Below are 10,602 nucleotides of genomic sequence, written 5' to 3'. Positions count from 1 at the left end.
CCAACCACTACATGGAATCCACGAAACCCCAGGTCACAACCATAATCTGAGATCTCTATCGAACCCGGGGCGGTTCAGGCACGTTGCCCTGCCGGTGTTGGGGGAAGGCCGCGATGGCGGCCTGCGAGAGCACCGGCGACTGGGCTGCCAGCGCGGCCGGTTCCCGGGCTGCGCAAGCATATGGGTTTCGGCTTCGAATGGTTTCACCCCGACGGAATCGTCCTGAAGGAGATGCGCGCGCTCGTCTGACGAGTTGTGGCAACGACGGCGAGTGGCACGGACTCGGCGCCACGCCCGGAGTGGGTGGGTGTCGGTGCCTGCCGGCTGCGCCGGCCTTCCTCGCATGCGCGCGCCCGGTCAGGTTCCTGTTGCCGGACGGGTGGCGCGGTTCCGTGGTCGAGTCCTGGTCAGTCCGGTCTCCACGGCGGTGAGCAGGGCGAGAGCGGCGTCGAGGTGTTCGGTGTCGTGGCCGGCGGCGCCGGAGACGGCTGTGGCCCATTCCCGGCGGACGAGGGCGTAGTTGGTGCGCCCGAGTTCGGTGGCGCGGACGGTGATGCCGCGGCCGTCGCCCGGGTCGGTGTGTCGCTCGACAAGGCCCTTGCGTTCCAGCCCGCCCAGGACGGTGGAGAGGTTGGTGCGTTGCAGTCCGGTCGCGTCGGCGATGCGGCTGGGCGGGGCGTCGGGCTCGCGCTGCAGGTAGCGCATCACCATGCCCTCGGACGGTGAGAGGGGGATGGCTCTCTCGTCGGCGTATCCGCGGAACTGGACCTCCCGGCTGATGATCAGCACGAGATCGGCCAGCTCGGCCCACCGCTGCTCGTGGTCCGGTCCGGCCGTCGAGTCCGGCGGGTGCGCTTGGTCCTCCATCACGGCTCCAGGGTACGGGGTTGCCCTGAAGTAGTTATGGACGCATACTCATTATGAGTTCATAGTTATACTCTCATAACTACAGTCTTCTGGGGGCTGTCATGACGACAAGCACTTCCTCCCGGCATACCGGGACTGCAGCACGCTCTCCCCATGCCACGGCCCGCGCCGGCGGCCTGCACGCGGCCGGGGTGTTCATCCTGCTGGCAGGCGCGTTCCTGCCGATCATGGACTTCTTCATCACCAACGTGGCCCTGCCCAGCATCGACGCCTCGCTGCACGCCTCCGCCTCGTCGCTGGAGCTGGTGATCGCCGGGTACGGCGTCGCGTACGCGACCCTGCTGGTTCTCGGCGGCCGGCTGGGCGACCGCTTCGGCCGTCGGCGCATCTTCCTCGGGGCGCTCGTGGGCTTCGTACTGGCCTCGCTGGCCTGCGGTGTCGCCCCGAGCGTAGGTGCGCTGATCGCGGCCCGCATCGTCCAGGGAGCCACCGCCGCCCTGCTCATCCCGCAGGTGCTGGCGACCTTCCACCACGTCCTCGAAGGCGAACGCAAGGCCCGTGCCGTGGCCCTGTACGGGGCGACCTCCGGAATCGCCGCCGTGGTCGGACAGTTGGTGGGCGGCCTGCTGGTCAGTGCCGACATCGCCGGCACCTCCTGGCGGCCGATCTTCCTCGTCAACGTACCCATCGGCGTGGTCGTGCTGATCGTGGCGGCCCGGATCGTGCCCGACACCCGATCGCACCACCCCGTCGGCATCGACCTGCCCGGCACCGTGCTGTTCGCCGCCACCCTGACCGCCCTGCTGGTGCCGCTGACCGAGGGACACTCGCTGGGCTGGCCATGGTGGACCTGGCTGATGCTCGCCGTCGCAGCCGTCCTCGGCGCCGCCACCTACCTCGTGGAGAAGGGCACCGAGCGGCGCGGCGAGGTCCCGCTGCTGCCGCCGTCCCTGCTGCGCCTGCCGTCGATGGCCCGCGGCCTGACCATGGTGTTCGCCTTCAGTATCGGCTTCGGTGCCTTCATGTTCGTCTTCGCCCTCACCGTCCAGAACGGCCTGCATGCCGACGCCCTGCACAGCGGGCTGGCGATCCTGCCGATGGCCCTGCTGTTCTTCGCCGGGTCACTGGTCGCGCCCCGCCTGATCACACGGTTCGGCCGGGCGGCACTGTCCGCCGGCGCCGTCGTCCAACTCGCCGGACTGGCCTCGCTGGTGGCGGTCCTCCTCGGGAACTGGCCGCACGTCGGCCTGTGGGTGATGGCCGTGCCGCTGGCCCTGGTCGGTGCCGGACAGTCGATGCTGTTCGCCGGCCTGTTCCGCAGCGTGCTCGCCGACGTTCCCACGCACATGGCCGGTATCGGCAGCGGCGTGCTGATCACCCTGCAGCAGAGCGGACTGGCGCTCGGCGTTGCCACCCTCGGCACCCTCTACCTGGCCGTGGCCCCGCACAACGTCGCCCACGCCTTCGCCGCAGTCGAGTACGTGCAGATGGGCATCGTCGCCCTCCTCGCGGCCGGCGCTGCCGCCCTGCCGCGCTTCAACAAGGCCACGTCGGCCGCCACTCCCGTCGTCGACGCCTGAACCAGCCCTTTACGAACCTGAACCAGCCCCTTACGAAAGGGAGCAGTGACGAGTCTTCTCGACTTGTCGCGGTGGTAGTTGGCCATCACCGTGATAGGCCGCATGACCTTCCCGGCGATCACCGTCCGCCTGCCGATCCTCCTGTCGGTCGTCTATGGCCTGTACTGGCGAACAGGCAGGGCCGGGCTACCTGCAGATGTGGCACGTAGTCGAGGGTGTCGTCGACGGCGTTCTCGGCGATGGTCCTGCGGCCGGGGCCCTCCGCCCGCAGCGCGGCGTACAGCTCTGACGTCAACTCGCCGTTGATCCGGGCCGCGATGCCCGCCGCGGTGAAGGCGAAGCCGCGTTGACCGAGGTCCGGCAACTGCATCGCCTCGACGATCCCGGGTGACGCCTCGGCCAGAACCCGAAAGCGCTACTCATCTCCCTCCCTCGTCTCCCTCGGCCACCTCGTCTTTGACGCCCGATCATTTCGCCGACCACCTCGCGAAAATAGTCGAGGATTCCTTCGTCCAGCTTCACGCCCTTCACGATCAGGGGTTGCGGCGACCGTGCAACGACCAACTGAATCCACCACGCGCCCCACAGTCTCCGTGAGGAGTTTCCCCGCCGCACAGCTTCTGTTAGCCAGGTCCGGCTACCTTCGCCTCGCCCGGTCCGGTACAGGAGAGGCCATCCATGAGCACCCCGATCCACCGCACCTCGACACGGCAGTCTGCAGCCGTCCTGACGTCGGCCCAGCAGCGTCGGGAAGGGAGCCGGACCGGGAGTACGTCCGCACGCTCGACGGAGCACGCCCTCCTCGCGATGCAGTCCCGCGCCGGCAACCGGGCCACGACCGCGGCGGTGCAGCGCGCCCGGGACACCGCCCGGGACACCGAGAGGGACAGAGCGGCGGAGAACGGCGGCGCGTCCGCCGGAGCGAAGAAGAACTATCGCGACCGGATCGCCGCGCTCCTCGACAGGTTCAGGAAGAATCTCGAACCCATCGACACCTTCATCAAGGGCTTCCAGACCCCCACCAACGCGGCCTTCACCCAGCAGGCCGCCGTCTCGGCCAATGAGGGCCTCAAGGCCTCCACCGCCGCCTCGGGGACCTCCGCGGCGTCGGGGAACCTCCTCACGGAGGCCGCCGGCACCGTGGTCAGTGGCATGGACGCGTACAAGAACATGAAGGACGCCAAGAAGCACGAGACCGGGGCCAACCACCACACGGCGAAGAAGAGGGCCAAGACCAAGGGGGCCGACGCGGTTGTCGGCGCCGCCAATTCGGGAAGCTACAGCGCCGCCATCGCCAAGGAGGTGACCAAGGTCCAGAAGGCGGCGGACGCCGCGGTGGCGTCCGAGGCGAGCGGTATCGCCAGCGCTTCCATCGGCGCGATCAAGGGCATGCGGTCCGCCTTCCGCGTCGGGGGAGCGGCCCGCAAGTACAAGGAGGTCAAGAACCTGGGGGATCCCCACCTCGTCCACGCGGGATCACTGGCCCGGCTGAACCAGTCGCGGGAGCAGGCCGGCTGGGCCGCCGCGGAGGCCTACGTCGCACTGGACGCCTACTGGGCCCACGACGGCCCGGAACGGCTGGAGCTCGTCTCCGAGGCCATCGACGCCGCCTGGGAGGCGATGGGTGAAGCCCGTGACGCCGCCGAGACCCTCCAGCGCGCCGAAAAGGACGTGGAAAAGCTGAGCACCGTGCAGGGGTACGCGAAGAAGAAGCAGCTCACCAAGATGGGCAAGGAGACGGTCAGCGGCGGGGGCGAGTCCACCAAGGCCGCAGCCGGCATCGTGACGGCGGTCGCGGCGGGAACAGTCGGGCTGGCGAGCAACCCGGTCGGATGGGGCCTCGCCGGGGCCGGTGCCGGGCTCGTCCTCGGCGTCACCATGTACAAGGCGCTCCGCGCCGCCACGAAGCGCTACGAAGAGGTCCACCACCCCGAGCGCTGGGCGCCGAAGGGCGAGACCCCCGCGGAGGCCGCGTCGCGCAAGGAGTCACTGAAGCATGCTCTGAAGTTCTGGAAGAAGGTGTCGAAGGGCGAACGCCAGGCCATGGCGCGCGAGATCTACGCCCTGGCGGCGGGTCCCGACATCTCCGGGAGCGGCAGCACGACGGCCGAGATGCGGGAGTCCGCCAGATCCTTGCTCATCGCTCTCAAATCCGGCCCCGCCAAGCACAAGCTGGAGCCGGAAGCGTGGGCTGAGACCCTCAACGACCCGGCGAAGACCGGCGATTGGATCCAGGAAATAGCGGAACAGCTGGCCTCGGGGTGACCAGCCCGTTCTGCTGAGCCGTCGACATGGGCGCCACGAACGACGACCAGGCGGCGGGGCTGAGCATGAGTCGGGGGCCGGCGGCGTTCTTGGAGTCGCGGACGTGGATGGCGGCGGCGGTGGGGGCTATCTCAACGCAGTCGCCGGGTCGTTGCTGTCGCTGTAGCTGCTCTTGAACGAGTGGAGTTCTGTGGCGCTCATAGTTCTCCGAGCGTGCGCTGGATGAAGGCCAGAGACTCCCTCGGCGTGCGAGCCTGCGCGCGGATCGTGCCATACCGCAACCCGAAGGATACGAAGATCCTTCGGGTTGGAGACCGGGCGACCGGGCGACGGTTGAACACACCATCGCAACGCCCGACGGCCGTCCCGTCAGCGAACTTCAGCACCTGGATCAGGCCCTGTACTCCGGCATGCTCCTCGCGTTTGGTCCGCATGACCTGAAGCGTGACCTTGCGCAACCGCCCTACCTCCACGCCTTACCCGTCAAGGCTTCCTCACTCAACCTGGACGTGGCCGCTGCCAGAAGCGGACTTACAGCAGCTCTTCGAGGGCTGGCATCGGTACAGCCGTCGGCCGCCACTCTCGCCTGATCAACCCAAACACCCACGAGTCGGATACCTCGCCGTTCACGACGCAGTCTTCCCGCAACGTCCCTTCACGCATGAATCCGATCTTCTCCAGGACCCGGGCGGATGCCACGTTGCGCGTATCGGCTTCGGCCTGGACTCGATTCAGGTCCAGTGTGTCGTATGCCCACTGGAGCAAGGCGTGCGCGGCCTCCGTCGCGTAGCCGTGGCCCCACATCGCTTCGTCGAGGATGTAGCCCAACGACGCGCTGCGGTAGTCCGGGTTCCATCCGGTCAGACCGCACCAGCCGACGAAGGCCCCGTCAGAAGCGCGGTCGATGGCCACCCGGGCTCCGGTGCCTTCGTCCGCCATCTTCCGGCACGTCGTGATGAAGCGTTCGGCGCGGGCCCGTTCGTTCCACGGCGGGGAGTCCCAGTAGCGCATTGCGGAGGTGTTGCTGTGCAGCGCGAAGAGGCGGTCCGCGTCGGCGCCTGTGAAGGGGCGCAGCTGCAGGCGAGCGGTGTGCAGTGTGGGGGTGGCCAAAGTCATGCGCACCATCTTGTGTCCTCATGGGGCGGGCAGAACAGCGAATATTCGATCCGGGTTCGGCCCTCACTACCAGGGCTCCGCCCACCAGTAGATCGTGCACAGCACGGCTACTCGGACGCTCGAGCATGGTTCCGAGATGCAACCACCTCTCACAGCTGGGCTGTCGGCTCGGTGGCGGGGGAGGAGACAACGGAGCGCGTGCCGACAGCAGGTGCCAGGATGATCGCCACGGCGGTGAAGGCGAGGACGACGATCATGGCAACGCGAAGGCCGTAGTGATCGCCGAGGAAACCGAGGCAGGGCGGCCCGACGAGGAACGCGACGTAGCCGATCATCGCCACGAGGCTGACCCGTGCGGCTGAGTTGGGCCCGGAGTCCGCGGCCGCCGAGAGAGTGACCGGGAAGCCGAGTGAGGCTCCCAGGCCCCAGAGGAGAACGGCGGCGCCCGCGAGGACGGCCGAGTCGGCGAAGACGACAACGGCGATTCCGAAGGTCGCGCAGATGGCACTGGCTCGGACAACGCGGGCGCGGCCGAGGCGGTCGATGAGGAATCCGCCGGCGAAACGGCCGATGGTCATAGCGGTGGCGAAGCCGGTGTACACGGCTGACCCCAGGGCGGGGTCCACGCCGTGGCCGTCGACCATGAGCAGGGGCAGCCAGTCGTTGGCGGAACCCTCGGCCAGTGCCATGGCCAGGATGACCCCACCGATCAGCAACAGCCTTGGGTCCTTCCAGACTCGCACCGGGGTCTGTGTGGTGCTCGCGTCGGACTGCAAGCTGTCGTCTCGGGTCTTGCCGACCTCATGGGGAATGGAGCGGAAGGCATAGGCAAACATGGCTGCCGTGATGGCGGCCATGGAGGTCAGGTGCCACTGCACCGGGACGGAGACAGCGGTACACAGGATTCCCAGCGCGGCCCCGACGACGGTTCCCAGGCTGAAGAAGCCGTGGAGTGTGGGCAGTACCGTCCCTCCTGTGATCTGCTCGACGTCGGCGCCATCGATGTTGATCGCGACCTCTCCACCGCCCATTCCGGCTCCGAAGAGGAACAGTCCGGCGGTGGTTGCCGGGGCGGAGGAAAGCGTGGTCCCGAGGCCGATCACCGCCATGCTGAGGATGATCAGCAGTGTTGCGGCGCCCATGACGGGCCGGGTGCCGAACCTGGCCACGAGCGTTCCGGAACTGAGAATGCCGAGCATGGATCCGACTGACAGCCCGAACAGGACGATGCCCATCTGCGCGGTCGAGACGTCGAGTTGGTCCCGGATGTCGGGTGTCCGGGTCACCCATGAGGAAATCGACAGGCCGGGTATGAGGAAGAAGAGGAACAGCGCCGCCCTGCGGCGGCGCGTGGCCGGGTCCATCAAGAGGTGTGTTCTTTCACGTGTGTGGGTCGACTGTTCACAGGATCGCCGCCAGTGACTCCAACGACGCCCTGTAGTCGGGACCCACGGGGGCGAGGATCGCACTCGTGACGCCCGCGTCGAACAGGCCCGCCAGAGCTGAGCGTGCCTGTTCCGGTGTGCCCGCCACGGCGAGCTGTCGTACCCATGCGTCCGGCAGAACGCGGGCGAAGTCCTCCGCGCTGTCACAGCGTGAGCGCAGGGCGACGAGGTCGTCGTAGAAGGGAAGCGGGGCGATGTGGGGCCGCCAGTCCGGTTCCGCGACCACTGCGAGGGCGGGACGGGCGGCTGCCAGTGCGACGGCGGGATCGTCGTCGATCGCCGCGATGTTGTAGGCGACCAGACGGTGGGGGCGGGTGGGCGCGATGTGCTTGAGGGCTTCTGTCACGTAGGCCGGTGTCACCGGTTCCGCGAGGAGAGTGCCGTCGGCCACGTCACCCGAGACGGCCAGGGACTTGGGACCGCGCACGCCCGCCAGGACGGCGAGGGCCGCAGCCGGGGTGGAGCTCTCGTGCAGTCGTACTCCGTCGATGTGTACGTACTTCCCGTGCTGATCCACGGGTTGGCCACTCAGCAGCGACTTCAGGGCGGTGATGTACTCGGCCAGGAGGGTCAGGGGGCTCTTTGGCCATGCGCCGACGCTCCGCATCCAGGACGGCATGCCGTGGCCGACAGCGATGTCGAGGCGATCGGGATGGAGTTGCGCGAGGCTCGCGATCTCCATCGCGGTGAAGGCCACATTGCGGGCGCCGGCCGGCAGGAGTCCGACGCCGACCCGGATCCGCGTGGTGGAAGCGAGGACGGTGGCCGCCTGTACGAGTCCCCCTCGGTAGCCGAGGTCCTCGACCACCCACAACTCGTCGAAGCCGTGTTCCTCCGCACGCCGGGCGAAGGGGATGATGTCCTGCGTCGGAGTGTCGCGGGGCAGGAGGACGCCGATGGTGCCGTCCCGTGTCGTCATGGTGATCTCGACCTCCGCAGGTTCACGCCGCATCGCGGCTGGGTGCTTCGTCGCGCGCCGGTCAGCCCTGGCTACGAGCCTTCGACGTCTGATTCCCGGTCCGGGCGCGGCAGCCAGGATGCACGCTCGGCGTCAGGTCCATTGACCGCGACGGTACCGGCCACGACACTGCGGGCCGGCATGAGGGCCCGGTCGATGTCGTGGGACCAGACGGTGGCGGTCGGCGCGCAATCGGTGTCGTCGGCGATGGCGAGTGCTTCCTCGTCGGTGTCGAACGACAGCACCGTGACGACCGGGCCGAAGGTCTCCTCCCGTGCCACGGCCATGGCGGGGAGACGTTGTCGATGACGGCGGGCGCGACGAAGCCGCCGGAGTCCTGGTGCAGTTGCTCGCCTCCGGCGACGACCGTGGATGACCAAGGCCGCGACGAACTCGTCCTCGATGGAGAAGTGGGCGAGCGTCCTCGATCCGGCGGTGCAGTTCTGGCCGGCGTTCCAGAACGCCGCCTCGGCGAGATCGGCCGCCACCTCGGCCGGCCCGGGACCGGATCGCTTTCCGCGCGGGGCGTTGCGGTCGGACGTCAGAAGACCGTCACTGTTCCGGAAGAGGGACCTGTCTACGCTCGCCGCGCCGCTTCGTCGGGGCCCATCCGGCCCTTCCCTGCGTAGGCCGTGCCGGTGCCCCCGCTACGGCCGCGTTCCCCTGCTCGCCGCGCCTCCGTGTGCAAGTGCGGGCACCGGTGTGGGGGAGAGGAGCGGACCGAACTCCCCCTCAGGAACTGGAAAATGAACACGATCACCGGCGCGGAGACCGCCTCGCCCGCGCATCACAGGCAGTTGCTCGACGACCTGGTCTGCGACCACATGACGGCGCTGCTCGCCTATGCGGAGAAGCTGCTGAGCGACCGGCACACCGCGCAGGACATAGTTCAGGAGACCCTCATCCGTGCGTGGCCGCACACGGAGCGCCTCTACAGCACCGAGGGGTCCGTGCGGGGCTGGCTGCTGACCGTCGCGCGCAACCTGATTGTCGACCGCATGCGCAGTGCCTCCGTCCGCCGGGAGAGCGTCGGCATCGACAACCGGGACGTCGTCCTGCCCGATCACTGCGAATCCGTGCTGACCTCCGTCGAGACGACCTCCCTGCTGCGTGAGCTCTCCCACGACCACCGGGAGGTGCTGGTGCACACCTATCTGTGCGGCCGGACCATCAAGGAGACGGCCCACATCCTCAGGATTCCCGCGGGAACGGTCAAGTCGCGCCAGCACTACGCCCTCAACGCGCTGCGGGCCCGCGTGGCATCGGGGGATCCCGCCACGATGAGCTGAGACGCGTACGCCTCCGCGGTTGCCCATCGCCCACTCCTCCCGTCGTCCGTCGTCCGCCGGCGGGCCGACTTCAAGAGGTACACGGAACCGCGGGCACGAAGGGTTCGACGGTATGGCTGTAAGGGCCCCGAATCGTGTGAGGGGAGTCGGCCGGTCGGTGTGAGCGCCTGGCGGGCGCCCCGGAGAAGGGCTGCTGAGGCAGATGTGCCCCGTCGTCGGAGGAGGAGCCGCCCGCGGCCGGGCACTTGCCGCTGCACCGGGCGACGAAGCGGTACTGCCCGCTCGTACCGGGCGCTTGCGGACACGACTGCTGATGGGTGCCGCCGGCATGCTCCCACTGGCGGACCGTGATTCCGTCGGCGGTCGCTACGCTGTCGCCGTCGCCGTCCCAGGCCTTGCCGTTGTGACAGTTGACGAACTGGCGTTCACCTCCAATCCATTGCAACGTACGGTGCGAGCGCGTTGCATTAGCTCGCATCTATTGCAACGATATTTGGGCTATGGTCTGCGAAGATTGAAGATAACCGCAACAAATGCGTTGCCTAATAGATGAACGCAACGTAGCGTTTCTGTCATGGGAAACGACGGGTCGATATCCGCGCAGGTCGAGAGGCGTGCGTTTCGGAACGTGGGCAGTCAAAGGTGTCGGATCATGAGGACGGCCCGGAGCCAGCAGCAGGCGGCACCTGGCGTCTTCGCCGTCTTTGCCCGCTTCGTGCTCTGCGGCGGCGGGATGGGGCTCGCCTCCAGCTTCGCCGTGGCCGCCCTCGCCTCCTGGATTCCCTGGGGTCTGGCCAACGCCCTGATCACTGCGGGTTCCACACTCCTCGCCACCGAGTTGCACGCCCGCTTCACTTTCGGCGCAGGCGGGCGTGCGACCTGGCGCCAGCATGTGCAGTCGGCCGGGTCCGCGGCGGCCGCGTTCGTGGTGACCTGCGTGGCGATGCTTGTCCTGCAGCACTTGGTGGCGGCACCCGGTGCGGTGCTCGAGCAGGTCGTCTACCTGGCTGCCTCCGCCCTCGCCGGTGTCGCGCGGTTCGCGGTGCTGCGCCTCGTCGTTTTTGCACGCAATCGCTCACAGG

General features: G+C 68.2%; 12 protein-coding genes and 1 pseudogene. 4 read left to right on the top strand and 9 right to left on the bottom strand.

The genetic code is table 11. The features are described from left to right. Positions 1–357: 357 nt before the first annotated feature. Positions 358–867, bottom strand: coding sequence for a MarR family winged helix-turn-helix transcriptional regulator (locus O3Q52_RS39660; protein ID WP_269653419.1), 510 nt, complete (start codon positions 865–867; stop codon positions 358–360). A gap of 101 nt (positions 868–968) precedes the next feature. Between O3Q52_RS39660 and O3Q52_RS39655 the strand changes: the two genes are divergently transcribed. Continuing rightward, on the top strand, positions 969–2,447 hold the full coding sequence (locus O3Q52_RS39655) for an MFS transporter (RefSeq protein ID WP_269653418.1): 1,479 nt from the start codon (positions 969–971) through the stop codon (positions 2,445–2,447). Between the two features lie 118 nt (positions 2,448–2,565). Here O3Q52_RS39655 and O3Q52_RS39650 read toward each other — a convergent pair whose 3' ends face one another. Then, on the bottom strand, positions 2,566–2,817 hold the full coding sequence (locus O3Q52_RS39650; RefSeq protein ID WP_332112983.1) for a hypothetical protein: 252 nt from the start codon (positions 2,815–2,817) through the stop codon (positions 2,566–2,568). Positions 2,818–3,125: 308 nt separating this feature from the next. On the opposite strand from O3Q52_RS39650, the gene O3Q52_RS39645 reads away from it, so the two are divergent. Continuing rightward, positions 3,126–4,712 carry a hypothetical protein gene (locus O3Q52_RS39645; protein WP_269653417.1) on the top strand — a complete coding sequence of 529 codons (1,587 nt, stop codon included), beginning with the start codon at positions 3,126–3,128 and terminating at the stop codon, positions 4,710–4,712. A 31-nt stretch (positions 4,713–4,743) separates the two neighbouring features. Here the strand turns inward: O3Q52_RS39645 and O3Q52_RS39640 are convergent. The 6 genes and pseudogenes from O3Q52_RS39640 to O3Q52_RS39615 form a co-directional block, all read right to left on the bottom strand. After that, positions 4,744–4,913: pseudogene (locus O3Q52_RS39640) on the bottom strand (DUF397 domain-containing protein); the annotation flags it as partial. Continuing rightward, positions 4,910–5,170, bottom strand: a complete 261-nt coding sequence (locus tag O3Q52_RS39635; protein WP_332112982.1) for a Scr1 family TA system antitoxin-like transcriptional regulator — start codon at positions 5,168–5,170, stop codon at positions 4,910–4,912. The gene O3Q52_RS39635 and the pseudogene O3Q52_RS39640, both read right to left, overlap by 4 nt. Before the next feature lie 73 nt (positions 5,171–5,243). Further along, positions 5,244–5,828 (bottom strand): GNAT family N-acetyltransferase, encoded by a 585-nt coding sequence (locus O3Q52_RS39630; protein ID WP_269653416.1) that lies wholly within the window; start codon positions 5,826–5,828, stop codon positions 5,244–5,246. A gap of 149 nt (positions 5,829–5,977) precedes the next feature. Continuing rightward, positions 5,978–7,192, bottom strand: coding sequence for an MFS transporter (locus O3Q52_RS39625; RefSeq protein ID WP_269653415.1), 1,215 nt, complete (start codon positions 7,190–7,192; stop codon positions 5,978–5,980). Positions 7,193–7,229: 37 nt separating this feature from the next. Continuing rightward, positions 7,230–8,225, bottom strand: a complete 996-nt coding sequence (locus O3Q52_RS39620) for an LLM class flavin-dependent oxidoreductase (RefSeq protein ID WP_269653414.1) — start codon at positions 8,223–8,225, stop codon at positions 7,230–7,232. A gap of 38 nt (positions 8,226–8,263) precedes the next feature. After that, a complete protein-coding gene (locus O3Q52_RS39615) occupies positions 8,264–8,719 on the bottom strand; it encodes an aldehyde dehydrogenase family protein (protein ID WP_269653413.1) in 456 nt (151 codons plus the stop codon). 258 nt (positions 8,720–8,977) lie between these two features. Here O3Q52_RS39615 and O3Q52_RS39610 point away from each other — a divergent pair, with 258 nt between their 5' ends. Further along, entirely contained in the window at positions 8,978–9,520 is a 543-nt protein-coding gene (locus tag O3Q52_RS39610) for a sigma-70 family RNA polymerase sigma factor (RefSeq protein WP_269653412.1), read from the top strand. 70 nt (positions 9,521–9,590) lie between these two features. Here the strand turns inward: O3Q52_RS39610 and O3Q52_RS54470 are convergent, their stop codons facing one another. Further along, entirely contained in the window at positions 9,591–9,998 is a 408-nt protein-coding gene (locus O3Q52_RS54470) for an RICIN domain-containing protein (protein ID WP_369124181.1), read from the bottom strand. 174 nt (positions 9,999–10,172) lie between these two features. Here O3Q52_RS54470 and O3Q52_RS39605 point away from each other — a divergent pair. Further along, the coding region (locus O3Q52_RS39605) for a hypothetical protein (RefSeq protein WP_269653411.1) at positions 10,173–10,602 on the top strand (430 nt) is incomplete at its 3' end.

The sequence above is a fragment of the Streptomyces sp. ActVer genome, assembly GCF_027270795.1.
Taxonomy (GTDB): domain Bacteria; phylum Actinomycetota; class Actinomycetes; order Streptomycetales; family Streptomycetaceae; genus Streptomyces; species Streptomyces umbrinus_A.
This window is presented reverse-complemented; position numbering and strand designations above follow the sequence as displayed.